This is a genomic window from Kitasatospora sp. NPDC057904 (assembly GCF_042887925.1).
In the GTDB taxonomy this organism is placed as follows: Bacteria; Actinomycetota; Actinomycetes; order Streptomycetales; family Streptomycetaceae; genus Kitasatospora.
Genome location: NZ_JBHVOL010000002.1, coordinates 700,843 through 725,717, shown reverse-complemented (window position 1 = coordinate 725,717; position 24,875 = coordinate 700,843). Strand labels below are relative to the sequence as shown.

Genomic DNA, 24,875 nt, shown 5'->3' with positions numbered 1-24,875 from the left:
CGCGGGCAGGCCCGGCCACCGGAGCGGTACCACGCGGTGCCGCCCCGGCGCTCAGCCCCGCGCCGCCGACGTGGTCGGCTCCGGGGCACGGGGTGTCGGTGCCCGCTCCGGGGCGCGGGACCACCGGCCCGCCAGGATCGTGCCGACCACCAACTGGAGCTGGTGGTAGAGCATCAGCGGCAGCACCATCAGCCCGGCCTCGGAGCCGAACAGCACCGTGGCCATCGGGAGGCCGTTGGCCAGGCTCTTCTGCGAGCCGCACAGCACGGCCGCGACGACGGCCGGGCGGCCGAGCCCCAGGACGCGGGCGCCGAGCCGGGCGGCGGCCAGCGAGGCGGCGAGCAGGGCGAGCAGCACCGCGGTCAGGCCGAGCAGGGCGCCGGGCGTGGCGAGGTGCCAGATGCCCTGGGCCGTCGCCGCGCTGAAGGCCGTGTAGACGACGAGCAGGATCGAGCCGCGGTCGACGGGCGCCAGCACCCGTTTGTGCCGCCCGAGGAACCCGCCGATCCACGGCCGCAGCACCTGCCCGAGCACGAAGGGCGCGAGCAACTGGGCCGCGATGCGCAGCAGTCCGTCGGCCGAGAGCTCGGCGTGCGAGCCCAGCAGCCAGGCGGCGAGCAGCGGTGTCAGCACCAGCCCGGCCAGGCTGGAGTACGTGCCCGCGCAGATCGCCGCCGGGACGTCGCCCCGCGCCGCGCCGGTCAGCGCGACTGAGGACTGGACCGTCGACGGCACCAGGCACAGGAACAGCACGCCGGTGCGCAGTTGGTCGGTGAGCGGGACGGGCGTCAGCACGGCCGTGGCCAGCCCGAGCAGCGGGAACAGGACGAAGGTGCAGGCGAGCACCAGCCCGTGCAGCCGCACGTGGCGCAGCCCGGCCAGGGTCTCGCGGGTGGACAGCCGCGCGCCGTACAGGAAGAAGAGCAGCGCCACCGCGACGTCACAGGCCACCGCGGCCGAGCGGGCCGCGGTGCCCGTCGCCGGGAACAGGGCGGCGAGCCCGACGGTGCCGGCCAGCGCCGCCATGTAGGGATCCACGCCGCGCCGCCGCAGCCACTGCAGGCTCATCCATCACCTTCCTTCGTTCCGGGCCCCACCAGCGCGCCCACTCCATCGACCACCGCCCCGCCTCCCAGTGCCCCGCCGACCACCGACCCGCCTTTCAGTGCCCCGCCGACCACCGCCCCGGCGCCGTCGTGGTCGCTGCCGGCCGAGCCGCCGCCCTGCTGAACGTTGGCCGTGCGGTCGACCTCCACCCAGGAGTCGGCGTGCGAGTTGTCGATGACCGTGATCAGCCCGCCCGCCGCCGCGGGCGGCGCACCGCCCGCGAGCAGCGCGCACGCCCCGGCGAGTCCGGCGGCGCCGGCCCGCCACCGGGCGGATGCCCGATGGCGGACCGGACCGGGTGACCCCGAGGTCACGCCGTGACCTCCACGAGCCCCCGGGCGCGGGCGATGTTCCGCTCCAGCAGCTCGGTGGACTCCTGCACGCCCACCGGCCGGCTGTTCGCCGGGGCGGCCGGGAGCCGGCCGTCGTTGACCTTCAGCCCCGCGAGCGCCTCGTCCATCGCCCGGTGCGCGGCGAAGAGGCACGGCGTGCTGTAGATCGCGACGTCCACCCCGAGGTCGCCGAGCTCCGACAGCGACAGCCGGGGCGACTTGCCGCCCGCGATCTGGTTGAACAGCAGCGGCTTGTCGCCGACCACGCGGCGGATCCGCCGGATCCAGTCCTCGCTGCGCACCCCGTCGACGAGGACGACGTCGGCGTCCGTCTCGGCCAGGGCGCGGGCGCGGCGCAGGATGTCCTGCTCCTCCGTGGCGTCGGTGCGGGCGACGACCACGAGGTCGGTGCGGTTCTCCAGGACGAGGTTCAGCTTCTCCAGGTACTCGTCGAGCGGCAGGACGAGCTTGCCGTCCGCGTGGCCGCAGCGGCGCGGGCGCTTCTGGTCCTCCAGGATCACGCCGGAGGCGCCGGTGCGTTCGAGCCGGCGCACGACGTGGCAGGCGACCTCGGGATCGACGTAGCCGTCGTCGATGTCGACCAGGAGGTGGTGCTGCGGGAAGGCACCGCGCAGCCGTTCGACGAAGGAGAGCATGTCCGGCCAGGCGATGAAGCCGATGTCGGGCAGGCCGTAGTAGGAGGCGGCGAACCCGAATCCGGAGACGAACATTCCGTCGTAGTGTTCGGCCGCGATCGACGCCGAGTACATGTCGTACACCCCGATGAGCGGCGTGGTGCCCGTCCGCGCGATGTCCTCGCGCAGGCGCTGACCGTATCCAGCCGCCGTGATTCCGTGGAACAAGGCCTTCTCCTCACTCACGATTCACTCACGATTCACCCGAGACTTTGCCGGGACTTGGCTATCCCTAGACCAAATCGAGGCGCCCTCACTATGTGTTCTTTAACGTTCCTTAGGCAAACCTTTTAAGGTGATTCACTCGTGTGGGTGATGCAGAATCAGCCAATACGAAAATATGACCACGTAAGGTGGCGCACGCGAACGGGGCCGGACGCCGCTGCGTCCGGCCCCGTGGGGGCGCTTCCCCGTCCGGCCGTCAGACGGCGCGCACCGGCTGGACGGCGCGGCGCTCGCGCAGCGTCCGGAGCACGCGCCGGGTCGCGCGGGTGGCGACCGGGGGCAGGAGGTCCAGGGCGAGCCGGCGCGGCGTGGAGCGCTGGACCGGCGCCTTGACCTGGTAGTTGAGCCGCAGGACGCGCGACCCGGCGATGGTGTCCTCGTCCACCGTGTAGCCCTCGGCCTGCCAGTCGCGGCCGAGCAGGACCTCGCGCACGGCCGCCGCGTCGCCCCACGTCCCGTAGAACTTCATCGGGGTCAGCAGCACCGGCCGGAGCCCGCCCGTGAACACCGCCTCCCAGACCGCCGCGGAGACGCCGGGGGTGTGCTCGGAGCGGTAGTCGTCGAGGGCGACGAGGCCGTCGGCGGCGAGCGCCGCGCGGGCGACGGCGATGTCCCCGGCGACGTGCTCGTACAGGTGCGAGGCGTCGACGTGGACGAACCGGCAGCTGTCCGCCCGGATCCGGCCGTCGGCCAGCGCGGACGTGGGGGCCTGGACGATCTCCGGCAGGGCGTCGTGGAAGGCGAGGTAGTTGGCCTCGAACGCGCTGCGGGTGAGGGTCCTGCGGTAGGACATCGCCATCTCGGCGGCGTTGTCGGCGTCGCCCGCGTCGGAGTCGAACAGGTCGCAGACGGTGAGTCGTTCGCCGGGCCGGAGGTGGTCGCCGAGCAGGACCGCGCTGCGGCCGAGGTAGCTGCCGAGTTCGAGGATGTCGCCGGTGACCCCGGCCGCGCTCTGGGTGGCGAGCAGGTGCCCGAAGGCCGCCCGGTCGAGACTGAAGAACCAGCCGGGGATGTCGTCCCGCCGCAGCGGGGCGGATTGGACGGCAGCGGTCTCGCACGTGGTCACGGCGGCCTCCAGGGGAGCGGGCGGGGCCCGGTGGCGGGTTCACGCCGCACCGGTGCCCCGCGGGCCCGTCGGACGTGAGGCGGATCATCATAGCGACGGGTGGGCCCGGTGGGACCAGGTGTCGATCGGGGTAATTCCGCTTCCCCACCCTGCCGTTCGGTCCCGTTCGGTCCGGTTTCGGTGCTGTTTCTGTGCTGTTCGGCAGGGGGGCGGGACAGCGCGGCCTACGCCCCCGAAGCTCCGGGGTCCCCCGAAGCTCCTGTGCCTCCCGAAGTCCCCGAGCCCCCCGCGTCCCCGGCTCCGGCGGCTCCCGCCCCCGTCAGCTGCGCGATCGTCTCCGCGAGCCACGCCCGCTCCGCCGCCCCGGAGGCCCGGGCGACCAGCAGCATGCCCCGGCGGAACGGGTTCGGCTCGCGCTCGGCGGTGACCGGCCGGCCCTGCCCGTCGTAGAAGAAGCTGCTCGGCGCCTCCAGGAAGTCGAGCCTGCGGCGCAGCACGGCGGCCTGGCTGGCCGGGTCGGCCAGGTGGTGGAGGAAGGCGGCCAGGGCGAAGAAACGGATCTGGTCGGTGATCTCCGCCTGCTCCGGGTCGCCGAGCCGGCGCCGGAGTTCGGCCCGGCCGGCGGCGGTCAGCTCCAGCGTCTGGCGGGGGACGGCGCCGCTGCCCGGTTCGGTCCTGCGGTGCAGCAGGCCGGCCTTCTCCAGCCGGGTGATGGCGGGGTAGAGCGCGCCGTCGCTGACCGGCCGGACGTGTCCGGTGAGGCCGGTGATCCGGGACTTGAGCTCGTAGCCGTGCAGTGGCTGGTCGTAGAGGAACCCCAGGATCGCGAGCGTCAGCACGATGAAGCCCTTTCGTCGGAGTGCGCCCGGTGCGCGCGCCACTTTACCTCTTGTCGATGTGCCTCGATCCGATGTATCTCTATTCGAGGCAGACGGGGGGCGGCTCAAGGGAGCGGCCGTGGCGCTGCCGGGAGAGGGAACATGCGCACACACCTGGCACGACTGGCCGCACTGGCCGGACCGGTCTACGCCGAACTCCTGTCCGGCGTCGTGGCCTCCGTCATCGGCGCCTACTGGGTGGCCGGGCTCGGCGGTGCGGCCGTCGCCGCCGTCACCCTCGCGGGCACCGTCGAGAACCTGCTGCTCGGTCTCGTTCTCGTGGTCGCCTCCGGTACGAGCCTGCGGCTCTCGCGCGCCCTCGGGGCCGGGGACGCCGCCGGGGCCGCCCGCACCACGCGCGCGGCGTGGCGGCTCTGCGCGCTGGTGACCGTCGCGCTCGCCGTACCCGGCTTCCTGCTGCGCGAGCACCTCGCGGCAGGGTTCCTCGACGGCCCCGCGGCCGGGCTCGCCGCGGGCTACTTCGCCGTCGTGTTCCCGGCGTTCGGGCTGTTCTCCGGCCAGCGCGTCGCCGACGAACTGTTCAAGGGCGCCGGCGACACCCGTACCCCGATGCGGATCGCGCTGCTCTCCAACGCGCTGCTCCTCGCGCTCGACCCGCTGCTCGTCCTCGGCGCCGGACCCGTCCCGGGCCTCGGCGTGACGGGCGCCGCGCTCGCGCTCACCGCCTCCCGGGCGGTCGCGTTCTCCCTCACGCTGCGGCTGCTGGCCAAGCGCCGGACGGGCGGGCCCGCCGGAGGAGCCGGCCCGGAGTTCGGCCCGGAGCTGCGGCGGATCGTCCGCGCCGGGGCACCGTTCAGCCTCGACTTCACCGCCCGGATGGCCGTCGGGACGGCCCAACTCGCGCTCGTCGCGGGCTTCGGCGTCGCCGCCGTGGCCGGGTACGGCGTCGGCTACCGCGTGCTGCTCGTCGTCACCATGGCGTTCTACGCGCTGCGCCAGGCCGCCGCGATCGGGGCCGCCCGTCTCGCCGGGGCCGGGGAGGAGGCCGAGCTCCGTCGATTCGCCCGTGCCACCGGCTGGTTCGCCGCCCTCCTGGGAACGGTCGCGGCCGTGCTGTGCGCGGCGCTCGGCGGACCGGTGACCGGGCTGTTCACCGACGACCCGGCGGTGGCCGCGCAGTCCGCCGGCTTCCTGCACCTGGCGGCGCCCTACCTGCTGCCGTACGCCTTCGTCGTCGCGGTCGGCGGCGTGCACCAGGCCGTGGGCGCGGGGCGGGCGCTGGTCGTCTCCGTCACGGCCGGCCTCGGCGCCCAACTCGGTTCCGCCACCGTGCTGTCGGGCCCGCTCGGCGTGAACGGCGTGTGGGCCGGGCTGACGGTGGGAGCGGTCGTGCAGCTCGCGCTCCTGGTGGCGCTCACCCGGCCCAAGCCGACCGGGCCGCCCGTCGGGTCGCCCATCGAGCAGCCGGACGATGCTCGCGTCGCCACCGGCCGTTGACCGGACCCGCCGGGCGCCCACCGTGCCGCGGGCTCAGCTCCGCCGCATGTCGTGCGCCGAGGCCTCCCGCACCTCGTCGAGCAGCGCGTCCCGGACCGCGCCGTCGTCCTCGGCCAGGAGGCCGTGTACGGCGCGCGCGTAGTCGGACAGCCGCCGCTGCTCGAAGATCAGCATCATCCGTACCTTCTTGGTGAGGGCGCGCTTCACCTGGCCCGTGAGCTTCGCGGCCCGCATCGAGTCCCCGCCCAGGTCGAAGAAGTTGCTGGTGGGGTCCGGCCGTCTCCCCAGCACCTGCTCCCACAGCCCGGCCAGGATCTCCTCGACCGCCAGGACATCGGTCATCGGTCAGCCTCCACGCTTCGTCAGGTCGGTGGTGAACGCAAGGTCCTCGCAGATCATCCGTGCGGCGTTGATCCCGCTGCCGGCGGCACCCGTCCACATGAAGTACGGCGAGCCCTCGACGTTGCCCGCGCTGTACACCAGTGGGTCGGAGGTGAGGCCGTACAGCGTGGTCTCGGGGAACCCTTGGTCGGTCAGGTCGAGCCCGAGTGCCTCGGGCAGACGGCGCCGCGCCCGCGCCACGTCGGCGAGCAGCAGCGTGTCGGCGGTCAGCGCGGTGCCGGACGCCGTCTTGAGTTCGAGCGCGTCGGACGGCAGCACCCGCGCGTGGGCGACCGTGTCGACGAGGACGGTCACGCCGCGTTCGGCGAGCAGGCCGGCGAGGGCGGTCCGGGCCAGGGCGGGGTCCGAGACCACCACGGTCAGCTCGCGCGCGTACTGGACGGTGAGCGCGGCCAGTTTGAGTGCCTCCGCGTTGTGCCCCACACAGACGTAGGCGCCGTCGTCCCGTTCGTGGGTGTGGCAGTAGGGGCAGTCGAAGACCGACCGGCCCCAGACCCCGTCGGGCAGCCAGGACGGCAACTCGTCCGCGCGGCCGGTGGCCAGCAGCAGCCGCCTTCCCCTGACCGGCCCGCTGAGGGCGCCCTCGACGATGACGTGGTCGTCCCGGGTGCTTGCCGTGAGGACCTCTTCCCACCGGATCCCGACGCCGTACTCCTGCGCGTCGCCCTCCATCCGCGCGTAGACCTCGGCAGGTGTCGCCCCGTCGGCGAACGGCACGTTGTGCACGGTCGTCGCGGAGGAGTTGCGCCGGTCGGGCAGGGACAGCACCAGGACGCTGCGCTTCGCGCGGCCCAGCATGATCGCGGCCGAGAGACCGGCCGGGCCGGCGCCCACGATCACCACGTCGTACAACCTGTCGTCCATCGGTTCTCCAAGCTTGACGTTTCGTTCGCCCTCCGGGGCGGAGGGCCGTGGCTCAGCCCTCGAAAGCAGCGCCGGCACCGTCCGTGAAGGCCTGCCGCAGCGCGGCACGGTCGACCTTCCCGGTGCTGCCGAGCGGCAGCGAACCGGTGACCAGGACCCGGGCGGGGCACATGTACGGGGGCAGCCGCTGCGCGAGGTGGGCGCGGACGGTCGCCGCGTCCAGCGTTTCGGCGCTCCGCAGCGCGAGCGCGATGAACGGGTCGCGCGGGTCTCCCGCGGCGACGGCCAGCGCCTCCTCGACACCGGGAACGTGACGGGCCGCCTGCTCGACCTCGCCGAGCTCGATGCGGTAACCCCGGACCTTCACCTGGGAATCGAGCCGACCGAGGAACTCGATCCAGCCCTGGGACGTCCAGCGCGCGCGGTCGCCGGTCCGATACATCCGCCACCCCCGGTCGTCCTCGTCCCACGGGTCGGGGAGGAACCGCCGCGCGCTGAGCTCGGGGTCGTTGATGTAGCCCTGCGCGACGCAGGCGCCGGAGATGAACAACTCGCCCGGCTCGCCGATGTCGCACGGGTTCAGGTCCTCACGCAGGACGTAGTAGCGGGAGTTCTGCATCGGCCTGCCGTAGGGGATGCTGTCCCAGCTCTGATCCACCTCGTGGACGACGAAGTCGTTGGACCACACACAGGCTTCGGTGGCTCCGCCGAGGGCCACCAGGGTCGCGCCCGGGAACTCGGCCCGGACGACCGCGGGCGCGGTGAGCGGGATCCAGTCGCCGCTGAGGAAGACGCGGCGCAGCGCCCGGCGCCGGCCGTACGAGGACTCGTCGAGGAAGTACGACACCGTGGTGAACAGTGCGGGTGCCGAGTTCCACAGCGTCACGCCGTGCGCCACCAGGGCCGCGGCGATCCGCTCGGGATCGGCCAGTTCCTCCGCGGTCAGCAGCAGGATGCTGGCCCCGGCCGCCGGTGCGCCGAAGACGTCGTAGACGGACAGGTCGAAGCCGAACGAGGCGACCTGGAGCAGGATGTCGTCGGGCCCCACCCCATTGCGGCGGTTGAACCACTCGATCAGGTTGACGACGCTGGAGTGGCGGACCGCGACCGCCTTCGGCAGCCCCGTCGACCCGGAGGTGAAGATCGTGTACGCGAGGTCTGCGGGCTCCGCCCCGGCCGGAGCCGCCGGGGCCGGGCGGTCCGTCGGCACCGGTCCCGGCTGCTCCTGCGTCACGGTGATCGTCAGGTCGCGCCCGACGGCGCGGCGCAGCCGTTCGGCGTCCGCCAGGTGCCCGGCGGTCGCGACGAGGTGCCGCGCACCGATCGACTCGATGACGTCCGCCGTGCGGCGCACCGGCCACCTGGGGTCGAGCGGGACGTAGAACGCGCCGGCCCGGACGGTCGCGTGCATGGCGACGACGGCCTCCGGCACGTGGTCGGCGAGCAGCGCGACGGGGGTCCGCGGCCGGACGCCCGCCCCGGCGAGTGCCAGGGCCATGCGCCGGCTCGCCTCCGCGAGCCGGCGGTGGGTGAGGGCGACACCGGCGGTCGTGCGGACGGCGGGCGCGTCGGGGTGCGCGGCGGCGGCCGCGTCCAGCAGGTCGGGCAGGACCGCGTCGGCCGCGAACTCCCGGTCCGTGGCGTTCCAGCGGCGGATCAGCGGATGGTGGTGGGGCCGGGCCGTGGTGCTCATCCGGCCTCGCCCCTCCCGGCTGCGGGCGCGGGCGAGCGCCGGGTCTCCGGTATGAGGTAGCAGGAGCCCCGGAGCCGGACCCGCGGGTCACGGGGATGCCGGCGCTGGAGGCCGGTGGCCCGGAACCCGAAGCGCTCCAGCACCGCCAGGGCCCGGTCGTTCGTCGCGACCGTCCAGGCGCCGACCGACTCGCACCCCTGCTCCGCAGCCCATGCCACCGTCTCCGCGATGAGCAGGCGCGCGACACCGTGTGCGCGCGCCGTGGGCCGCACCCACAGACTGTGGCCCTCGGCGGCCGCCGGTTCCCCGTCGAGCAGTTGGACGCCGGCGAGTCCCACCGGTTCCGAGCCGGCGAAGGCGACGGCCTTCATGCCGAGACCGGCGTCCAGCAGGTCTCGCCACTCCTCCTCTCCCAGCTCCTGCAGTCCCTCCGGGGAGGGGCCGAAGACGTCCGTGTCGGAGGTCAGCGCGGCGGTCCGCACGGCGCGCCAGACTTCCCAGTCGTCCGGCACCACGCGGCGTACGGTGATCAGGTCCATGTGATACTCCCTCAGGTCAGCGCTGCCGCACGACGCGGCGCTCGTCCCACACGGGTGTGTCCGTCTCGGCCACGCGGCCGTCGGCACGGAAGACCAGGAACCGGTCGAAGGACTTCGCGAACCACCGGTCGTGGGTGACCGCGACGACCGTTCCCTCGAACCCGGCCAGCGCCTCCTGGAGCGCCTCGGCCGACGCGAGGTCGAGGTTGTCCGTCGGCTCGTCGAGCAGCAGCAGCGTCGCGCCCGAGAGTTCGAGCAGGAGCACCTGGAACCGCGCCTGCTGGCCGCCGGACAGCGTTTCGAAGCTCCGCTCGCCCGCCGCCGCGAGGCCGTAGCGGCCCAGCGCCGCCATCGCCGTGCGGAGATCGACGCCGGCGCGCCCGTCCTCGCCGCGTGCCAGGACGTCCACGAGGGTGCGCCCGGACCACGCCGGGTGCCGGTGGGTCTGTGCGAAGAGCCCGGGTACCACCCGCGCGCCGAGCCGGCAGTCGCCGGAGTGCTCCACCGATGTGGGCGCGTCCTGGACGGACTCGGCGAGCAGCCGCAGGAAGTGGCTCTTCCCCGAGCCGTTCGAGCCGAGCACGCAGACCCGCTCGCCGAAGGACACCTCCAGGTCGAACGGCTTCATCAGGCCGGTGAGTTCGAGCCGTTCGCAGTGGATCGCCCGCACCCCGGTGCGGGCGCCCCGCAGCCGCAGCGCCAGCTTCTGCCGCCGGGGCAGTTCGGCGGGCGGGCCGGCCTTCTCGAACTTCTCCAGCCTGGTCTGCGCCGCGTGGTAGCGCGAGGTCATGGCGTCGCTGACCGCCGACTGCTGCTGAAGCCTGCGGACGAGGTCCTTCAGCTTCTGGTGCTCCTCGCCCCACCGCCGGTGCAGCTCGGCGATCCGCTCCCACCGGGCCTCGCGCGCGGTGTGCCACGTGGCGAACGTGCCGCCGTGCGTCCAGGCCGTCCCGGCCTCCATCGTCACGATGTGCGTGGCGGCCTCGGTGAGCAGTTCCCGGTCGTGGCTCACCAGCAGCACGGCCTTGTCGGTCTGCGCCAGCTGCTCTTCGAGCCAGAGCTTGCCCGGAACGTCGAGGTAGTTGTCGGGTTCGTCCAGCACGAGGACCTGCTCGGGGCCCCGGAGCAGGGCCTCCAGGACGAGCCGCTTCTGCTCGCCGCCGGACAGTGTGGTGACGGCGCGGGCCGCGGCCCGGTCGATGGGGAGGCCGAGCGCCGTCGTCGTGGCCTTGTCCCACCGGACTTCGAGGTCGTAGCCGCCGGCGTCGCCCCACGCCGTCAGCGCCTCGGCGTAGGCGAGCTGCGCCCGTTCGTCCCCGCTGTCCGCCGGCTCGGCCCGGTCCAGCCGCGCCGCGGCCCGCCGCAGCGCGGCCGGCGCGGCGGCCAGAAGGAGGTCCCGTACCGTGCTGTCGTCCCGCACCGACCCGATGAACTGGGGCATCACGCCGAGTCCGCCCTGCACCTGGATGCCGCCCTTGGTGGCGGCGAGATCCCCGGCCAGGATGCGCAGCACCGTCGTTTTCCCGGCTCCGTTGGCACCGATCAGCGCGACGACGTCGCCGCCGGAGACCCGGAACGACACGTCGGAGAACAGCGTCCTGCCGTCCGGCAGGGTGTAGGAGAGCCCGTGCGCGGCTAGATGGCCCATGACCGGCCGTCCATCGCCTCGTGCAGCAGGGACGCCAGGTGCCGGGACTCGAAGAGGAAGTCGTGGTCGCCCGAGAAGTTGTGGACCCGGGCCGGCGCGGCGAACCTGTCCTCGGACTCGAGGGCCACGTGCAGCAGGTCCGCGTCGCTCACGAAGACGTCGATGGTGACGTCGAGCCCCGGCTTGGTGTAGGCGAGCATGGCGCGCATGTTGGCCACCCAGACCTCCACCCGCCAGTCGAGCTCGGGCACGCCGTCACCGGGGCGCATCCGTCCGAGCTCGCGCAGGATGCGGACGAGCTCCTCCTTCCCGGCGTCGGTGGAAACGTCGAGCCCGCCCGGGTCGCGCCCGGACTCCCGGCAGACGTCCAGCAGGTCGTCCAGGCGGTACCGCCGCAGCGCGTCGTCGTCGTGGTCGCGCGCCGAGTGGTCGCGCACGGCCGGATCGAGGATGCCCACGAACGCGACGTCCTCGCCCCGCGCCCGCAGTTGGGCGGCCATCTCGTAGGCGATGTCGCCGCCGAGGCAGTACCCGGCCAGGTAGTACGGCCCTTCGGGCTGCACCGACCGCGCCGCGCGCAGGTAGTGGGCGGCCAGTCCGGAGAAGGTGCGCAGCGGCGCGCACTCGCCGTCCATGCCGGGTGCGCGCAGCCCGTACACCGGCCGGTCGAGGTCGGCCATGTCGAAGAGGTCGAGCATGAAGCCGACCTCGCCGTTGATGGGGTGCACGCAGAACACCGGCTCGCGGCCGCCTTCTCCGATGAGCGGGACGAGCGGCGCCCCCCGGTCGCCGGACGGGTGTGCTGCGGGATTCTGACTCGCCATCTGTTCATTCCCATCCACTGGAACCGGCCGCGTCGGACACCGGCCCGTCGTCACGGGAGACTCCAGCACGGCCGTTGCCCCCGGGCCGAGCGCGGGCGCGGCCTTGGTTGACGCAGGCCCGCTCCCACCTGGCTCCGCGCCCCGCAAGCCGAACCATCGGCGACCGTTGACCCGCCGCGACCGGGCCCGGGGGCGGGGCCGGCGCGGGTCAACGATCCGCCATGGTTCGGTCGGAGGGCGGAGGGGCGAGGTGGGGCGGGGTCCGGGTCCACCAACGGGAGGTCCCCGGTTGTCCGGGCGCGGCCGCGGATGGCGTCATCGATTCCGCGCTGTCCATTCCGAACGACGGAGATCCTCGGTGCCCAACATCTTCCTGGCCGGCCCCTACACGCAGTGGATGGACTGGTCCACGGGGCGGCTCCAACCCGACAAGGCCGAACTGCTGGAGCGATTGCGCACCCACTTCATGGAGCACGGGCACGCGGTCTTCAACGCCCATCACAACGAGTCGTGGGGTGCGGGCTGGCTGCTTCCGGAGGTCTGCACGCCGGCCGACCTCGTCGCGATGCGGCACGCCGACCTGGTGTGCGCGATCCTCGGCGACCCGCCGTCGCCGGGGGTCCTGGTCGAACTCGGCTGGGCGTCGGCCCTGCGGGTGCCGGTCCTGCTGCTGTCGAACCAGGAGCGCCTACCCGCCCTGATCGCCGGGCTGGGGTCGGTGACGCCCACGAGCATCCGGCCCCTGCCCGAGCGCTGGAGCGGCGATGAACTGGGGGCCCTGCTCAAGGAGTCGGACCGGCTGCTGGCGAGTGCTCCGGCCGTGGCGTGGACCGGCGAGGTGAGCGGCTACCCGAAGACGTCGGGCCCGTACGGCTACGAGCGGCCCTCGGGAAGCGGCAGCGGTGTCCGCCGCTGACCGGCGGCCGCGGCTCCTCGTCGTCGGCGTGGACTTCGGGTGGGGCAGCGCGGGGAAGCTCTCCAGCATCCTCGGAGCGCTGGCGGCCGTCATGCCCGCCGATGTCGTCGGGATCGGGACCCGCCTCGGCCGGCCGGTGCTGGGCGACGGCCTGATCGGGTCCTGGGCGGAGTGCGACATCGACGACGCCGCCGACGTCCGCCGCGTGGTCGCCGAGGTCGCTCCGGACGCGGCGCTCGTCGTGCTGCACCCGCAGGCGGCGAGCGCGCTGGAGGCGGCGGGGTGCCCGGTCGTCTACGTGGACAGTCTCCCTTTCCTGTGGACGCCGCACGACGCCGTCCCGGTCGGGGCGAGCCTCTACTGCGCGCAGCGGACGCTGCCGCTGCCGGGGCCGGCCGCGGAGGTGATGGCCTCGGTGGCCAACCTCCGGTGGGTGGAGCCCATCGTCGGCTCGGCGGCCCGCCGGGACGGGCGGCTCCACGGCCGGGGCGAGGGCCGGCGCGGGGCCGCGGTGATCAACGTCGGAGGCCTGCACTCGCCCTTCTCCCGCCCGGGGGACACCAGTTACCTCGATCTCGTGCTGCCGGCCGCACTCGCGGCGCTGGATGCGGCGGGCCTGACGGACGTCGTCGTCACCGGGAACGTCCGGGCCCTGCCGGCGTCGCTCCCGGACGGACTGCCGAGGCCGGCCGTCGGGCCGCTGCCGCACGACGGGTTCCGCGCGCTGCTCGGGTCGGCGCAGACCGTCCTGACCTCGCCGGGCCTCACCACGATCCTGGAGCTCGCGTCGCTCGATCGGACGGCCGTGCTCCTGCCGCCGCAGAACCTCAGCCAGGTGCTGAACTCCGAACTGGTCGCCACCCGGTGCGATCCGGCGTTCGTGGCCGACTGGCCGGAGTGGGTGCTCGCGCGCGACTCGGTCGGCCGGTGGCACGAACACGGCGAGGAGCACGCGGTCGAGCGCATCCACGCGCGCATCGCCGAGGTCGCCGCCTCGCCCTCGGAGCGGGCGAGGGCGCACGAGGAGATCACCGAGGGGTTGATCAAGGCGATCGCCGCGAACTCCGCGCCGGACAAGGACTTCTCCGCGCTCACCCCCGTCCGCGACGGGGCCGACCAGGTGGCCGAGGCGATCGTGGCGATCGCCGGCCGTTCGCCGAGGTGACCCCCCACCAGTACCGCCGGACCACGAAAGGAACACCGTCACCATGCGCACGCCCGATGAACTCCGCGCCGATCGCCGTCTCGCCGTCAACGGCGGCACACCCTGCTTCGACCAGCTTCCGTACGAGGACACCGGGATCACGCCGGCCGCCGCGGAAACCGTGGCCGACATCGTGCGCAGCCGGCGCACGGTCTTCTGGGGCGGCGGCCCGCACAGCAAGCGCCTGGAGCGGGAGTTCGCGGCGCACACCGGCCGCCGCAAGGCGTTCTTCCACAACTCGGGCACCGCGGCCCTGCAGACCGCGTTGTTCGCGCTGGGCGTGGGGCCGGGCGACGCCGTGGCGCTCAGCGACTCGGGCTTCGTGGCGAGCCTCAACGTGATCCACCACCTTGGGGCGAGGCCGGTGTTCCTGCCGACGGACCCGGACACCCTGCTGTGCGTGGACGACGTCGCCCGATGGGTGGAGGGGCATGACATCCACACGTCGCTGATCACGCACTTCCTCGGCAACGTCGCGGACGTGGAGGCGATCCACCGCACCGCGGGAAGCCGGTTTCTCGTGGAGGACGGCGGACAGGCGCACGGCGCGACGCTGCGCGGCCGGCCGGTCGGCTCGCTCGGCGACATCGGATCCTTCGCGGGCAGCCACAAGAAGCTCGTGACCGCGGGGCAGGGCGGACTGAACGTCTACGACGACGAACAGATCGACTGGCGCATGCGCACCTACGCGCACCACGGGAAGAGCGGCAACTTCGAGGGGGTCTTCCCCGGGTACAACTTCCGCGGCGGCGAGATCGAGGCGGCCCTCGGCCTGGCCGCGCTGCACGAGCTGGACGAGCGGGTCGCCGCGCGCAACCGCACCGCCGAGGTCCTCACGGGCGTCCTCGCCGAGGCCGGCATCCGGACCGCCCGGCTCGCCGCCGGACTCGACGCCACCCCCTCGTGGTTCGACGTCGCGGTCGTCCTGGACGAGGAGTGGGACGGTCACCGCGACTGGCTGGTGGACGCCCTCACCGCCGAGGGCATCCCCGGCTGGGGGTACCCGGCGCTCATCGCGATGCCGTGGGTGGAGCCGTGGATGCGCGGACGCGGTTGGTGGGGCGAGCGCGAGCAGCACCTCGCGGAGGTGGAAATCGCGCTGTGGAACCGGGTGCTGGTCCTCGGCACGCAGATGTCGCCCGAGGACGCCAAGCGCGTCGCCTCGGCGACGGCGGACCTCCTCACCCGATGAGCGCGCCCGGTCCGGGCCGGCCGCCGGCCGGTCCCGCCGCGCAGGCGGCCGCCGTGCTCGCGGCGCTGGAACCGGGCGGCTCGTTCGACACCCGCGGCGGCGGCAACTGCCTCGTCCTCCTCGGCGCCGAGCACGTGGTCCGGGTCGGGCTCAGCTTCGCGCTGCGCATCTGCGCGGAGCAGCGCGTGTGGACGGAGGCCCGCAGAGTGGGGGCTCCCGCCCCGCAGGCGCGCGCCTCGGGGGTGCTGGAGGGCGGTCTCCCGTACCAGGTCTATCGCCGCGTCGACGGGCGGGCGCCGCGCTCGGAGGCCGAGTGGGCGCGAGTGGGCGAGGTCGCCGCCCGGCTGCACACACGTGCGGATCCGGGGCCGTTCGACACCGGCGATCACCCGTTGCCGCGCAGACGGGACCGCTACGGCACCGCGCTGGAGCACGTCCGGTCCGCCATGGTTCCGGCTGCGGCCGCGGAGCTCGTCCGGGCCGCGGAACGGGACGCGCGGCGTTCCGAAGGCGCCCGGGTGGCGCTGCACGGCGACCTGCGGGAGGACAACCTCCTCGTCTCCGGCCGAGAGCTGGTGGCCGTGCTCGACTGGTCCGACGCCGCCCTGGGGTCACCGGAGGCCGAGTGGGCGGCCGTCCCGCCGGCGCGGTGGGCGGCCTTCGGCCGCGGCTACCGCAGCGCCGGCGGCCGCGCCCCCGACCTCCGGCTGGCCGCCGGCCACGCGCTGGCCCGAGCCGCGGCCCTGGAGCACGCGGGCGTGCTCGGGCGCGGGGCGACGGCCGACCTCTGGGAGCAGCTCCGCCCCCACTGCGCACGGGCCGGAGCCGTGACGGTTCCCCACCCACCCACCCAAGCACCCGTACCGAGGGAAGGCACGCCGACATGAACGAGGCACCCCGCACGCCGGCTCCCGCCGCGCCGGCCGCACCCGGCGGCCGGCCCCGATACCTGTTCATCCGGGTCCTGGAGGCGTGCAACGCGGACTGCTTCATGTGCGAGTTCGCGCGCTCGCGCGACGGCTACCGCTTCTCCGCCGCCGACATGCGCGACACCGTGGCACAGGCCTGGCCGTTGGGCGTCCGCGTCGTCCGCTTCACCGGCGGCGAGCCGCTGCTGCACCAGGACGTCACGGAGCTGGTGCGGATCGGCGCCCACGCCGGGATGGCGATGTCGATCATTACCAACGGGCACCGGCTGCCCCGCCTGGCAGGGCCGCTGGCCGAGGCGGGACTGGCGCAGATCATCGTGAGCCTGGACGGTGCGGGACCGCGGACGCACGACGTCTACCGCGGCACACCGGGACTGTTCGAGTCCGCGGTGGAGGGCCTGCGCCGGTGCAGGGAACTGGGCGTCCTGCCACGGGTGAACACCGTGGTCGGCCCCCACAACTACGCCCAGATGCCGCAGCTGCAACGCCTCCTCGAAGACATTGGGGTCGAGCAGTGGGAGCTGTCCGCGATCAAGCTGGACCGCACCGTTCGCTACCCCGACCCCGACGACGTGACGGCCCGCTGCGAACCGCTGTACGACGGGTCGAGGCCGGGCGCGCTGCGCCCGCTCGGCCGGCGCTTCTACGGCGACACGGACGCCGAGCGCTCGGCGTACTTCGACGGGGGCGTCACGCCCAGGGCCGAGGGACCGGCCTGCCACGTCACCGACGACGTCGTCTACCTCGACCCCAAGCAGGGCCGGCAGTTCGCCTGCAGCTGCCTGCCGCACCGCGACCCCGACGAGCGGGGCTCGGGCCGTGCAACCGACGCGTCCGGGCGGATCTGGTTGGACCAGCCGAGCTTCCGCACCCACCGCGCGCACTTCCGGGCCGCGGGACCGCTCTCCTGCACGGGGTGCTCGACCACGGCCGCGGGCTACAGCGACGACATCGCCCGCCTCGGAACCGCAGCGAACTGGAGCTACTGAGACCGATGGACACGACCGAAGTGGTCCGCTGGATCACGCAATGGCTCGCGGCGGCGGAGATCGACGCGGGTCCGCACTCCCCGATCCTGGGCGAGGTCGACTCGCTCCGCATCGCCGGCCTGCTGGCCGCCGCCGAAGCCCGGTGGGACGTCGACGTCTCGGCCGGTTTCGCGCCCGGGGCACTGGCTGACGTGACGACGCTGGCCACGCACCTGTGCGCCCCGCGGCCGGGCTCGCCGCGCCGCTGGTTCGCCTCCGGCGCGCCGGGGGAGCAGCGCCCCGCGCTGCCGCGGGACGGCCTGCTCACGACCTCGGTGTCCGGCGAGCACCTCGTCGGACTGCCCGTCGCCCCCACGGACTTCGCGGGCCCGCTGGGCTCCGCGCTCGCCGTCGGCGACGAGGCCGTCGCGGTGCAGCGCTTCGCCGACGGCCTCCATGCGGCGCTGGCCGGCCTCGGCGTCGTACCGGTCTGGTACCCGATCCTCACCGACTCGGCCGTCGGCGCGGACCACCCGCAGAACGTCGACAGCGCGTTCCCGTCCGGCCGCCTCCCGCACGCCGCGTGCCTCCAGTTCGTCGACGGCATCGGTGAGCGGCCCGACGGGCTCTACGCCGGTGTGGGCTATGCGTTCCGCCGCGAACCGGCGCGGCGCTGGGAGCCGGCCGGCCGGCTGGAGGCGTACCGGGTGTTCGAGATCGTCGGCTGCGCCGGGGTCGACCGCGTCGAGGAGCTCGCGCGGGCCGTCGTCGACCGGGTCGCAGGCCTGCTCGCCGCGACGGTGCCGGGGCAGTGGTGCGCGGCGTCCGACGGGTTCACCGACGGTATGCGGCGCAAGCTCGAATGGATGACGGGTGACCGGCCGGTGGCCGTCGCCTCGTTCAACGACCACGGCACGTCGTTCACGGGCGATGCCGGCCGCGCCACCTTCTGCGTGGGCGTGGGGCTGGACCGGCTGTTGTCCCTGGGGGTGTGGCGATGACGGCGCTCGGGGCGGAGCACTGGGGACAGGGCGCCGTGCGCGCGGCCGGGGCCGGTGAGGGCGAGCCGCGCGGATGGGCGTCGGCGGGACTGCGCCCGGTCGCCGGCCCGGTGCCGGCACCGGTCGCCGGCCTCGTGGTCGCGCTCGCGGCCGACTCCTGGCCGCAGAACGTCGGTTCGGTGGTCTGCCACCCGTGCCTCGGCCGGTCGGCGGGCGACCCGGCGGCGCTGCCCGTCTCGGTCGTGTGGGAGGCCGCACTCGGCTGGATCGCGGCGAAGGCGTTCGGCGTGCCCGCCCGCATCGGCCTCTGCGTCGCCGAGGAGGCGCTGCAACATCCGGCGCGCGCGGAGGAGTTCCACGCGCTGGGCGACCGGCTGGCGCCCGTGCTCGACGACACCGCCGCGGCCCTGGGGGTGCGCTGCGTCACCTCCGTCCACCACGAACGGCCCGACGAGGTCCTGCCATTGCCCGATTCCGAGCTCTACGGCCTCTTCACCCCGTTCCACGAAGGCATGTACCCGCTCGGATTCCCCAACTCCGACGACGTGCTGGACGCGTTCCGCATGTACTGCTCGCGCTACGCCGATGCCCAGCGGAAGGAGCCCGGCGCGCTCGTGTTCGAAGGGGTGCACCTGAGCCGCTCGGTCCTGCTCGGCTCGGGCGCGGCACGGCGCTACGTAGCGGCGGCACCGCTGCCCGATCCCTCCGGGTGGCCGCGGCTGGCCCAGGACGCTCCCGCGGACGAGCGGATCACGATCCGCGGCTGGGAGCGGCTACCGGTCGACTGGTGGCCGGAGCAGGCCTGCCGGGACGCGCTGGGGACCGGGTTCCGCGAGCTGGCGGGCGCGGTGGCCGGCCGGCTGTTCGGCGACCGGGGTGCGCGGTGACGGCGATCTCACCGGCCGGGCGGCGCGCCCTCTGGGCGTACCGGTTCTTCATGGGCACCTCGAACGCGCAGTTCACCCGGGGCGTCTTCATCGTCTACCTGGTGGCGCACGGCCGTTCGCTGTTCGAGATGGGACTGCTGGAAGCGTGCTTCCACGCCTCCCGGCTGATCGCGGACGTGCCGCTCGGCTCCCTCGCCGACCGGCTGGGCCGCCGCGCCGTCATCACCGCGGGGCTCCTGGCCGGCGCGGCCGGCGCCGCGCTGATGCTCGCGACACCGCTGTGGCTGCTGGTCGTCTCCTTCGCCTTGCAAGGGCTCGGCTGGGCGGGCCAGCGGGGTGCGGACAGCGCGCTGCTGTACGAACTCCTGGACGACCTGGGCCGCAGCGAGCTCTTCGCACGGGAGACCGGACGCGCCATGGGGCTCGGCTTCGCCGTCCTCGCACTGACCACCTTCGTCGGCGGCGCGATGTACGAACACCTGTACTGGCTCCCGTTCGTCGCGCATGCGCTCGCCGTGGCCGGGGCGAGCTGGTTCGTGTGGAGGGTGCCCGAGTCGCCCCAGCCCGTGGACCGGCGGGCGACCATGGCGGGGACCATCGTCGCCGGATGGCGCGTGCTGCGCCGGCGGCGCCACCTCCTCAACGCCCTGCTGTTCGGCGCCCTCGTCAACGCGGGCGTCACGGCGGTGAGCATCTTCAGCCAGGACTTCTTCGCCGGGCTGGGGCTGAAACCCACCGTGGTGAGCCTCGTCATCGGCTTCATCACCCTGGTGGCCGCCGGAGTGTCCGCCGTCGCCCACCGGCTGACCGCGCTCGGCATGACCCGGGCGATGCTCATCGCCGCGGTGCTGTTCGCCTCCGGGCTGCTGGGGATGTACTCCGCGCGGCCGTGGTTCGCGATCGTCGGCTACTACTGCGTCTTCCTCACCATCGATCTGATCTACCCGCTGCTGAGCCAGGTAGTGAACGACGCCACCGACAACGCGGTGCGCTCCACGGTGCTCTCGTTCGGCGGCCTCATCGGCGGCCTCGCGACCACCGTGTCCTTCGTCGTCACCGGCAGCGTCGTCGCCTCCTTCGGCTACACCTGGGTCTTCGCGGGCCTCCTCGTGCTCAGCCTGCCGTTGTTCGGGATCCTCCTGCGGAGCCGGCCCGGCGCCGGACCCGCGGTCGGGGCCCGCACACCCGTCACATCGGGGGACCAGCTGTGATCTCGTTGTTCCTGGAACCCGCGCGCGACCTGGGGGACCTCCTCGTCGCGGCCGCGGTCCTCGCCCACCTCGACGTCCCGGTCGCGCCCCCGCCGGGCGAGGCCCCGCTGCCGGGTTGGCTCGGCGCGGCGCGCCCGGCCGGGGACGACCGGCCCCGGGCCGCGCTCGCCGTGGGCGGTCCGGGCGCCGCCGCTACCGCGCTGGCATCCGGGCTGCCGCTGGTCGCGGTCCTCGCCGACCCCGACCGGGGCGCCGCGCTCGCGGCCGAGTGCGGCGGGCGCGTCGTGGTCTGCACGCCGGCCGCCCCCCGGATCACCTCAAGTGCCGCATCCGGCCGGGGCGTCAAGACGGTCGGCCCCTTCCTGCCGTACCGGCGCACCGCCGCCAGGGGGAGCGGCGTGGTCCTGATCGCCGACGCCCTCGGCCCGGCGCAGGAGACGCTGCTCGCACACGCACAGGAGACCGGCGTCGCCGTCGGGACCGTGCACCCCTGGCGCGACGACGTCCTGCGGGCCATCGCCGGAGCCGCGGTCGTCTGCGGGCCGGACGGCACCGAGCTGCGCGATGCGGCCTCGCTCTGGGGCCGGTTCGCCGTCCTGGCGCCGGGCACCGGCCCCTCCGACGCGGACCCCGCGGGGCTCCCGCCCGCCGAACGGCGGTTCCTCACCCGTCTCGCGGCCGACCCCGTGGTCGCGGTGGCGGCCCCCGGCGGGGAGCAGGCCCGGCACTGGCCCGGTGGCGGTCCCCGGGTGGCCCGGCAGCTGCGCCAGGCGCTTCTGGCCCCGTTCTGACCGCCGGCCCCGCCCCGCCCGTGCGGCCCGCCCGCCCAGGCCCGCCACCTTCCGCCTGTCCGTCCGACCGACCCGAGAAACGAGAGTCGTGATCACCTACAGCCGCCCACTCGACGCCCTGGCCAGCGGGCCCGCGGACCTGACGCAGCACGAGATCGAAGCGCTGGCGACCCGGCACAACCTGGCCGACGCGCACACCCACCAGCACCAGTCGGCGAGCCAGCGCGAGATCGTCGGTAGGCTGCCCGACCTCTGGTACGAGGCCGAGCGCGGCACGCAGGCGGAGTTCGAGCGGCGGTTCACCGAGGCGTTCTTCCGGCTGCACGGGCAGGCGTCCGCGCTGCACGGCAAGCCGCCCCTGCTCTCCTACGCCGCCTCGGTCTCCACCCTCGTCGTCGCGATGTACCTGCGGGAGCGGCAGGCGACGGTCACACTGGTCGAGCCCTGCTTCGACAACCTCCACGACGTGCTGAGGAACTCGGGGGTCACGGCCCGTCCGATCGCCGAGCGCACCCTGCACGACGTCCAGCACATCTACGACAACCTCAAGGAGTCCGTGCGCGGCGACGCGCTGTTCCTCGTCGACCCGAACAACCCGACCGGCTTCAGCCTGCTCAAGCACGGCCGCTCGGGGTTCGCCGAGGTGGCGCGGTTCTGCCGGGACCACGGCAAGCTGCTGGTCATCGACCTGTGCTTCGCCGCGTTCGCCTTCTGCGGCGACACCCCGTACGGCCGCTTCGACCTCTACGAGCTCCTGCGGGACTCCGGCGTCAGCTATGTCACCATCGAGGACACCGGCAAGACCTGGCCGGTCCAGGACGCCAAGTGCGCCATGCTGGTGACCAGCGACGACGTCTACGAGGACGTCAGGAAGCTGCACACCAGCGTGCTGCTCAACGTGTCGCCCTTCATCCTCAACCTGCTCACCGCCTACGCCGAGGATTCGGCCCGCGACGGCTTCGCGTCGGTCGCCACCGTCTTGGAGACCAACCGCCGGCTGGCGCGCGACGTCCTGGCGGGAACGGTCCTGGAACTCCAGGAACCGGTGGTGCCGGTGAGCGTCGCCTGGTTCAGGATCGCCTCCGACCGGCTCACCGCCACGGAACTGCAGCACCTGCTGCGCGAGGAGGACGTCTACGTACTGCCCGGCACGTACTTCCACTGGCACGCGCCCGGGGCGGGCGACGGGTTCATCCGCATAGCGCTCGCCCGGGACCCGGGCATGTTCGCCGACTCGGTGAAGCGGCTGGCCACGGCGCTGGAGAGGATCGGCCGATGACCCGCCCCGTGACCGACCCGCCGGCCCGACCGGTGGTCGGCGGCGGGCTGGTCCTGCCGCTCGTCACTCCGGTGGGCCCGGACGGCGCCGTCTCCGAGCCGTGCGTGCGGGCCCTGATCGGCGCCGCGCGCTCCGGCGTGGCAGCACTCATGCCGGCCATCAGCTGCGGGGAGGGCTGGCGGCTGTCCGCGGAGCAGTGGCGCGCCATGGTGGAATTCACCGTGCGCCACGCGGACGGACTTCCGTGCCTCGTCGGAGCGCAGGTCGCCACTGCGGCCGAGGCCGTCGAACGGGCCGCGGTGGCGGCGGACTTGGGCGCGGACGCCGTGGTGGTCGCGCCGCCGATGGGCGGGCCCGCCTCGCCGGAGGCGGTCTACGGCCACTTCGCGACCGTCGCCGCCGCGTCCGAGCTGCCGGTGTTCGTCTACAACGAGTCCGCGGTGTCCGGCAACCGGATCGACCGGGAGACTCTCATCAGGATCCTCCGGCTCGACCGCGTCGTCGGGATGAAGGAGTCGAGTCGCTCCCCGGAGACGACCCTCGCACTGGTGCGGGAGGCCGCGGACACGCCCGTGTTCCAGGGCTGGGAGGACCTCATGCTGGACACCCCGGGGGCCGCGGGTCTGGTGGCACCGCTGGCCCACCTGGACGCCGGGCTGTGCGGGGCACTGCTGCGCGACCGCTCCCCGGCCCGCCAGGCAGCGGTCACGGCGGCCTGTCACCGCTACGGGCTCTTCGGGGACGACTACGTCCTCCGGGTGAAGGCCGAACTGTTCCGAAGAGGGGTCATCGCGCATCCGGGGCCGGTGTGAGGGAACTCAGGTTCTCGCGCAGCCAGGCCCGTTCGGCGGCCATCGACGCGACGTCCCCGCGGTCCAGGAAGGTGCGCCAGGGCTCGACGCCGCGCCCGCCCCAGTGCTCGATCCGGCCCGACTCCCGCTCCTGCAACGCGGCCACCCCGGCGAGCACCTGCGCCGGATCGGCGCCGTAGCCGGCGCACAGGAGCTCCAGCCGGCGGCGCAGCGGGGCGCCGCCGCCGAAGCCGGCCGCGTGCTCCTGCTGCGTACCTCGCAACGGCACCGAGTACCAAGCGAGTTGGGCGAGGTCGTCGATCGCCGAACCCGGCTCGGCGAAGTCCCAGTCGATGAACCCGACCAGCTCCGCGCCGCGCCAGACCGAGTTCCACGGACCGAGGTCTCCGTGCCGCACGACCTGGCCGGGCCGCCACCGGACGTCCGGGGCGAACCATTCGGCGTCTCGGGGCGGCCTGAACTCGGCCACGGCGGAGTGGAATTCGCGCAGCCACCGGGCCAGCGCCGTGACGCCCTCGTCGCCGCGCAGGACCGCGGGCCAGGGCCGCATCGCGACCTCTCCGTCGAGCAGGGAGAGCACTTCGCACCCGGATTCGTCGATGCCCAGCACCCGCGGGGCCCGGGTGAAGCCGACGTCGTGCAGGTGGCCCAGCAGTGCGTGGACCAGCGGCGTCCACCTGCCGCAGGGGCGCCGGATGGTGTCGCCCACCCGGCGCACGGTGGTAACGCTGCCGCTGGCCTGCGCGCCGTCCTCGATCATGTGGTCAGCCTACGGTGAACTTGCCCGCCAGGCGCTGGTGGTGACGCATCGACGTCAGTTCCCGCAGTTGCAGGTAGGAGTCGCCCAGCGCGCTCTTGAGCATGCTGATCTCCTTCAGGAGCTGTAGCTCGCGGGTGTTCTGCTGGCCGTGGCCGGCGTCGAGGCCCTCGCGGCCGGCCTCGATGAAGCGGCGCTTCCAGCTGCTGATCGCCTGGTCGGAGACCCCGGCCCGCCGGGCCGCTTCGGCGGCGGTGACCTGACCGGAGAGGATCGACAGAACGATCGAGGCCTTCTCCTCGGACGGCAGTGCGGGTGGACGTGGCACTGGCGTGCTCCCATTCTTCGACTGGATCTCGTGGGGGAATTCCATGACCGGGAAGGGGCTTCGGGGCGGGCTGTCGCGCCATGTCCGTCAGGGTTCGATGCGGATTGATGTGCTGACCATCCGTCAGCATTCATCGTGGATCGACCTGCTGAATGTCCATCAGGGTTCGGTGCGGATCCATCCGCACAGCTCTGGTCGGGACAGGGCCCGGTCGACCGCCTCCTCGGCGGTGCCGGCGGCCGGAGCCTCGGGTGCGGAGAGCGTCAGCGTGGCGGCGGTCGGCGTCACCCCGGTCAGGGTGGCGGTCCAGGGGGCCGGCAGGAGGGAGATCAGGCGTACCGCAGCGGTCTCCGGCGCTGCTGCCGGCAGGGCCTGGGCGGTCGCCACGATCCGTACGTGCTGTTCGTAGGGCACGGGGGCCTCCAGGTCGAGTCGGATGGCGGCCCGGCTCAGCCCCAGTCGTGGACGTCGGGGGTGGCGGCGCCGGCCGGGGCGCCGCCGGTCACCGCAGCGGCGGGCTGCACCTGCTGCCCGGCCTGCGCGGCGCCCACGCCCACGAGTGCGATCAGTGCCGCGCCGAGCGCCGAACAGGCGTACAGGGGAAAGGACTTGCGGAGCCGGACGGAGGTGGCCGGGCTGGATTCGGTGCGGATCATGGACTGCATCTCCCTTTGATCCCTTGAGAAGGGCGAGGACTCCTGGTGCCTCGCACGAACAACTCTGACGACCGAGTGGAGACAGATCGAGCCTCGGGATGCGCAAGTTACTGCAAGCCGGTGTGCCGCATCCTGCAGGGGGCGGCCGCGGGCACCCGTACTGGATGACTGACTCCTGGGGCACCATCGCCGACTGGTATGCGGAACTCCTGC

Annotated in this window: 27 protein-coding genes; 12 read left to right on the top strand and 15 right to left on the bottom strand. The window is 73.7% G+C overall.

Annotated elements, in window-relative coordinates; translation table 11 throughout:
• Nucleotides 1-51 precede the first annotated feature (51 nt).
• The 5 genes from ACFVSN_RS08560 to ACFVSN_RS08540 form a co-directional block, all read right to left on the bottom strand.
• Entirely contained in the window at nt 52-1,068 is a 1,017-nt protein-coding gene (locus ACFVSN_RS08560; protein WP_387954148.1) for a bile acid:sodium symporter family protein, read from the bottom strand.
• Nucleotides 1,065-1,421 (bottom strand): hypothetical protein, encoded by a 357-nt coding sequence (locus ACFVSN_RS08555; protein ID WP_387954146.1) that lies wholly within the window; start codon nt 1,419-1,421, stop codon nt 1,065-1,067. The genes ACFVSN_RS08560 and ACFVSN_RS08555 overlap by 4 nt, the downstream gene beginning before the upstream one ends.
• Nucleotides 1,418-2,302, bottom strand: coding sequence for an oxaloacetate decarboxylase (locus tag ACFVSN_RS08550; protein WP_380437040.1), 885 nt, complete (start codon nt 2,300-2,302; stop codon nt 1,418-1,420). The genes ACFVSN_RS08555 and ACFVSN_RS08550 overlap by 4 nt, the downstream gene beginning before the upstream one ends.
• Nucleotides 2,303-2,555: 253 nt before the next feature.
• Nucleotides 2,556-3,425 carry a class I SAM-dependent methyltransferase gene (locus ACFVSN_RS08545; RefSeq protein WP_387954144.1) on the bottom strand — a complete coding sequence of 290 codons (870 nt, stop codon included), beginning with the start codon at nt 3,423-3,425 and terminating at the stop codon, nt 2,556-2,558.
• A gap of 224 nt (nt 3,426-3,649) precedes the next feature.
• Nucleotides 3,650-4,306 carry a PadR family transcriptional regulator gene (locus tag ACFVSN_RS08540; RefSeq protein WP_387954142.1) on the bottom strand — a complete coding sequence of 219 codons (657 nt, stop codon included), beginning with the start codon at nt 4,304-4,306 and terminating at the stop codon, nt 3,650-3,652.
• 99 nt (nt 4,307-4,405) lie between these two features.
• Between ACFVSN_RS08540 and ACFVSN_RS08535 the strand changes: the two genes are divergently transcribed.
• Entirely contained in the window at nt 4,406-5,761 is a 1,356-nt protein-coding gene (locus ACFVSN_RS08535; RefSeq protein WP_387954140.1) for an MATE family efflux transporter, read from the top strand.
• Between the two features lie 33 nt (nt 5,762-5,794).
• Here ACFVSN_RS08535 and ACFVSN_RS08530 read toward each other — a convergent pair whose 3' ends face one another.
• Genes ACFVSN_RS08530 through ACFVSN_RS08505 form a run of 6 tightly spaced genes read right to left on the bottom strand, consistent with a single transcriptional unit; the run spans nt 5,795 to nt 11,731 of the window.
• Nucleotides 5,795-6,103, bottom strand: coding sequence for a phosphopantetheine-binding protein (locus tag ACFVSN_RS08530; RefSeq protein ID WP_380500646.1), 309 nt, complete (start codon nt 6,101-6,103; stop codon nt 5,795-5,797).
• Between the two features lie 3 nt (nt 6,104-6,106).
• Nucleotides 6,107-7,027 carry an NAD(P)/FAD-dependent oxidoreductase gene (locus tag ACFVSN_RS08525; protein WP_387954139.1) on the bottom strand — a complete coding sequence of 307 codons (921 nt, stop codon included), beginning with the start codon at nt 7,025-7,027 and terminating at the stop codon, nt 6,107-6,109.
• A gap of 52 nt (nt 7,028-7,079) precedes the next feature.
• Complete coding sequence (locus ACFVSN_RS08520; RefSeq protein ID WP_387954137.1) at nt 7,080-8,720, bottom strand: amino acid adenylation domain-containing protein; 1,641 nt, start codon at nt 8,718-8,720, stop codon at nt 7,080-7,082.
• A complete protein-coding gene (locus ACFVSN_RS08515) occupies nt 8,717-9,259 on the bottom strand; it encodes a GNAT family N-acetyltransferase (protein WP_380437026.1) in 543 nt (180 codons plus the stop codon). Before ACFVSN_RS08515 ends, ACFVSN_RS08520 begins: the two co-directional genes overlap by 4 nt.
• A gap of 16 nt (nt 9,260-9,275) precedes the next feature.
• Nucleotides 9,276-10,907, bottom strand: a complete 1,632-nt coding sequence (locus ACFVSN_RS08510) for an ABC-F family ATP-binding cassette domain-containing protein (RefSeq protein WP_387954135.1) — start codon at nt 10,905-10,907, stop codon at nt 9,276-9,278.
• The gene (locus ACFVSN_RS08505; protein WP_387954133.1) at nt 10,895-11,731 is read right to left on the bottom strand and encodes a thioesterase domain-containing protein; all 837 of its coding nucleotides are present in this window, start codon (nt 11,729-11,731) and stop codon (nt 10,895-10,897) included. Before ACFVSN_RS08505 ends, ACFVSN_RS08510 begins: the two co-directional genes overlap by 13 nt.
• Before the next feature lie 358 nt (nt 11,732-12,089).
• Here ACFVSN_RS08505 and ACFVSN_RS08500 point away from each other — a divergent pair, with 358 nt between their 5' ends.
• The 11 genes from ACFVSN_RS08500 to ACFVSN_RS08450 all read left to right on the top strand — a co-directional run bounded on the left by ACFVSN_RS08500 (nt 12,090) and on the right by ACFVSN_RS08450 (nt 22,921).
• The gene (locus ACFVSN_RS08500; protein ID WP_380437020.1) at nt 12,090-12,647 is read left to right on the top strand and encodes a nucleoside 2-deoxyribosyltransferase; all 558 of its coding nucleotides are present in this window, start codon (nt 12,090-12,092) and stop codon (nt 12,645-12,647) included.
• Nucleotides 12,634-13,812, top strand: a complete 1,179-nt coding sequence (locus tag ACFVSN_RS08495; protein ID WP_387954131.1) for a hydroxymethylcytosylglucuronate/cytosylglucuronate synthase — start codon at nt 12,634-12,636, stop codon at nt 13,810-13,812. Before ACFVSN_RS08500 ends, ACFVSN_RS08495 begins: the two co-directional genes overlap by 14 nt.
• A gap of 43 nt (nt 13,813-13,855) precedes the next feature.
• The gene (locus ACFVSN_RS08490) at nt 13,856-15,043 is read left to right on the top strand and encodes a DegT/DnrJ/EryC1/StrS family aminotransferase (RefSeq protein WP_380437016.1); all 1,188 of its coding nucleotides are present in this window, start codon (nt 13,856-13,858) and stop codon (nt 15,041-15,043) included.
• The gene (locus ACFVSN_RS08485) at nt 15,040-15,930 is read left to right on the top strand and encodes a phosphotransferase family protein (protein ID WP_380437014.1); all 891 of its coding nucleotides are present in this window, start codon (nt 15,040-15,042) and stop codon (nt 15,928-15,930) included. The genes ACFVSN_RS08490 and ACFVSN_RS08485 overlap by 4 nt, the downstream gene beginning before the upstream one ends.
• Nucleotides 15,927-16,961, top strand: a complete 1,035-nt coding sequence (gene blsE / locus ACFVSN_RS08480; RefSeq protein WP_380437012.1) for a cytosylglucuronate decarboxylase — start codon at nt 15,927-15,929, stop codon at nt 16,959-16,961. Before ACFVSN_RS08485 ends, blsE begins: the two co-directional genes overlap by 4 nt.
• Nucleotides 16,962-16,966: 5 nt before the next feature.
• Complete coding sequence (locus ACFVSN_RS08475) at nt 16,967-17,941, top strand: hypothetical protein (RefSeq protein WP_387954130.1); 975 nt, start codon at nt 16,967-16,969, stop codon at nt 17,939-17,941.
• A complete protein-coding gene (locus ACFVSN_RS08470) occupies nt 17,938-18,828 on the top strand; it encodes a hypothetical protein (RefSeq protein WP_380437008.1) in 891 nt (296 codons plus the stop codon). Before ACFVSN_RS08475 ends, ACFVSN_RS08470 begins: the two co-directional genes overlap by 4 nt.
• Nucleotides 18,825-20,039, top strand: coding sequence for an MFS transporter (locus ACFVSN_RS08465; protein WP_387954128.1), 1,215 nt, complete (start codon nt 18,825-18,827; stop codon nt 20,037-20,039). Before ACFVSN_RS08470 ends, ACFVSN_RS08465 begins: the two co-directional genes overlap by 4 nt.
• A complete protein-coding gene (locus ACFVSN_RS08460) occupies nt 20,036-20,830 on the top strand; it encodes a hypothetical protein (RefSeq protein WP_387954126.1) in 795 nt (264 codons plus the stop codon). Before ACFVSN_RS08465 ends, ACFVSN_RS08460 begins: the two co-directional genes overlap by 4 nt.
• A gap of 88 nt (nt 20,831-20,918) precedes the next feature.
• Complete coding sequence (locus ACFVSN_RS08455; RefSeq protein WP_387954125.1) at nt 20,919-22,109, top strand: aminotransferase class I/II-fold pyridoxal phosphate-dependent enzyme; 1,191 nt, start codon at nt 20,919-20,921, stop codon at nt 22,107-22,109.
• The gene (locus tag ACFVSN_RS08450) at nt 22,106-22,921 is read left to right on the top strand and encodes a dihydrodipicolinate synthase family protein (protein WP_387954124.1); all 816 of its coding nucleotides are present in this window, start codon (nt 22,106-22,108) and stop codon (nt 22,919-22,921) included. Before ACFVSN_RS08455 ends, ACFVSN_RS08450 begins: the two co-directional genes overlap by 4 nt.
• Here ACFVSN_RS08450 and ACFVSN_RS08445 read toward each other — a convergent pair.
• The 4 genes from ACFVSN_RS08445 to ACFVSN_RS08430 all read right to left on the bottom strand — a co-directional run bounded on the left by ACFVSN_RS08445 (nt 22,896) and on the right by ACFVSN_RS08430 (nt 24,662).
• On the bottom strand, nt 22,896-23,681 hold the full coding sequence (locus ACFVSN_RS08445; protein WP_380436998.1) for an aminoglycoside phosphotransferase family protein: 786 nt from the start codon (nt 23,679-23,681) through the stop codon (nt 22,896-22,898). The two genes, ACFVSN_RS08450 and ACFVSN_RS08445, sit on opposite strands and share 26 nt — an antisense overlap.
• Before the next feature lie 4 nt (nt 23,682-23,685).
• Nucleotides 23,686-24,006, bottom strand: a complete 321-nt coding sequence (locus ACFVSN_RS08440) for a transposase (protein ID WP_380436996.1) — start codon at nt 24,004-24,006, stop codon at nt 23,686-23,688.
• Between the two features lie 159 nt (nt 24,007-24,165).
• The gene (locus ACFVSN_RS08435; protein WP_380436994.1) at nt 24,166-24,420 is read right to left on the bottom strand and encodes a hypothetical protein; all 255 of its coding nucleotides are present in this window, start codon (nt 24,418-24,420) and stop codon (nt 24,166-24,168) included.
• 35 nt (nt 24,421-24,455) lie between these two features.
• Nucleotides 24,456-24,662 carry a hypothetical protein gene (locus ACFVSN_RS08430; protein WP_380436992.1) on the bottom strand — a complete coding sequence of 69 codons (207 nt, stop codon included), beginning with the start codon at nt 24,660-24,662 and terminating at the stop codon, nt 24,456-24,458.
• Between the last annotated feature and the right edge of the window lie 213 nt (nt 24,663-24,875).

Bases quoted from the DNA above. Each gene is read 5' to 3' on its own strand.
- ACFVSN_RS08560 (WP_387954148.1), bottom strand. From the start codon at position 1,068: ATGAGCCTGCAGTGGCTGCGGCGGCGCGGCGTGGATCCCTACATGGCG.
- ACFVSN_RS08535 (WP_387954140.1), top strand. From the start codon at position 4,406: ATGCGCACACACCTGGCACGACTGGCCGCACTGGCCGGACCGGTCTAC.
- ACFVSN_RS08530 (WP_380500646.1), bottom strand. From the start codon at position 6,103: ATGACCGATGTCCTGGCGGTCGAGGAGATCCTGGCCGGGCTGTGGGAG.
- ACFVSN_RS08525 (WP_387954139.1), bottom strand. From the start codon at position 7,027: ATGGACGACAGGTTGTACGACGTGGTGATCGTGGGCGCCGGCCCGGCC.
- ACFVSN_RS08520 (WP_387954137.1), bottom strand. From the start codon at position 8,720: ATGAGCACCACGGCCCGGCCCCACCACCATCCGCTGATCCGCCGCTGG.
- ACFVSN_RS08515 (WP_380437026.1), bottom strand. From the start codon at position 9,259: ATGGACCTGATCACCGTACGCCGCGTGGTGCCGGACGACTGGGAAGTC.
- ACFVSN_RS08510 (WP_387954135.1), bottom strand. From the start codon at position 10,907: ATGGGCCATCTAGCCGCGCACGGGCTCTCCTACACCCTGCCGGACGGC.
- ACFVSN_RS08505 (WP_387954133.1), bottom strand. From the start codon at position 11,731: ATGGCGAGTCAGAATCCCGCAGCACACCCGTCCGGCGACCGGGGGGCG.
- ACFVSN_RS08490 (WP_380437016.1), top strand. From the start codon at position 13,856: ATGCGCACGCCCGATGAACTCCGCGCCGATCGCCGTCTCGCCGTCAAC.
- ACFVSN_RS08485 (WP_380437014.1), top strand. From the start codon at position 15,040: ATGAGCGCGCCCGGTCCGGGCCGGCCGCCGGCCGGTCCCGCCGCGCAG.
- blsE (WP_380437012.1), top strand. From the start codon at position 15,927: ATGAACGAGGCACCCCGCACGCCGGCTCCCGCCGCGCCGGCCGCACCC.
- ACFVSN_RS08475 (WP_387954130.1), top strand. From the start codon at position 16,967: ATGGACACGACCGAAGTGGTCCGCTGGATCACGCAATGGCTCGCGGCG.
- ACFVSN_RS08470 (WP_380437008.1), top strand. From the start codon at position 17,938: ATGACGGCGCTCGGGGCGGAGCACTGGGGACAGGGCGCCGTGCGCGCG.
- ACFVSN_RS08450 (WP_387954124.1), top strand. From the start codon at position 22,106: ATGACCCGCCCCGTGACCGACCCGCCGGCCCGACCGGTGGTCGGCGGC.
- ACFVSN_RS08445 (WP_380436998.1), bottom strand. From the start codon at position 23,681: ATGATCGAGGACGGCGCGCAGGCCAGCGGCAGCGTTACCACCGTGCGC.
- ACFVSN_RS08430 (WP_380436992.1), bottom strand. From the start codon at position 24,662: ATGATCCGCACCGAATCCAGCCCGGCCACCTCCGTCCGGCTCCGCAAG.